This window comes from Mesorhizobium sp. M7A.F.Ca.MR.148.00.0.0 (assembly GCF_003997735.1).
Classification (GTDB): Bacteria; Pseudomonadota; Alphaproteobacteria; order Rhizobiales; family Rhizobiaceae; genus Mesorhizobium.
In genome coordinates, this window is the sequence record NZ_RZTB01000331.1 from 1 (window position 1) to 816 (window position 816).

General features: G+C 60.9%; 1 protein-coding gene. It reads right to left on the minus strand.

Features of this window, described 5'->3' with window-relative positions:
- Positions 1–265: 265 nt before the first annotated feature.
- Positions 266–670 carry a GFA family protein gene (locus EOB49_RS34315; RefSeq protein ID WP_127383535.1) on the minus strand — a complete coding sequence of 135 codons (405 nt, stop codon included), beginning with the start codon at positions 668–670 and terminating at the stop codon, positions 266–268.
- Positions 671–816 lie beyond the last annotated feature (146 nt).

Genomic DNA, 816 nt, shown 5'->3' on the forward strand with positions numbered 1-816 from the left:
CCGCCGCGAAGGTCGATACTGGCGCGCGTGTAGCGGATTCAAAGACCGGGCAATTAAGATTGAGAGTTGTCGAGGGTGACGACTAGTTCCTCGATCCGGTCCGAGGGGTGGGTCGATTACTTTTTTTGGCAGATCGCAGACCTCGGAGATTGGCCGAAACGCCTATCCCGTCGTCATTCACGGGCGGAGCAAGGAGCGTACCGACGCAGCGCAGACCCGAGGATGACGAAGTTGAAGGGCTCGGTCGATTGGAGATTGCCCCGCGCTACTGCTCCTCTATCGTGGTCATGCCTTGAAATTCCGGCAGCCAGTGCAGCGCCGAGCGGTGCCATTTCTGCTGTGTCGGGATCAAATCCTGGCGCTGCCGCGCGGTCCCCACGCGAATTCCATAGACCTTCGGACCATCTCCGACAGACGTGGCGTAAAGGTGCGAACCGCAGTCGGCGCAAAAGGCCTGGGTGCGCTTGGCGCCGCTCGCCACGATCTTGATGTAGATTTTCGGCGTGCCCTTGGTGATGCGGTAGTTGCTTTCCGGCGCCGGAACCGTCAGGCGAAAAGCCGTGCCGGTCAGTTGCTGGCAATCCGTGCAGTGGCAGATCGTGGTCTTTTCCGGGTCTACCTCCGCCTCATAGGTTATCGCGCCGCAGTGGCAGCCGCCGTCGATCTTCATCTTCGTTCCTCCTGAATCCCGGTAATCTAGCGGGTCAAGGCAGCCAGGCAATGGCGCGGCGCTAGTCCAGAGCCGGATCGGATGCGGTGTCGATCAGCTTGCGCCGCTTCTCCCAGGTGCCTGCCGTCTGTGGCTTGACGAACAGC

Excerpts from the sequence above, each read along its gene's own strand:
- EOB49_RS34315 (WP_127383535.1), bottom strand. The coding sequence starts at position 670 with ATGAAGATCGACGGCGGCTGCCACTGCGGCGCGATAACCTATGAGGCG.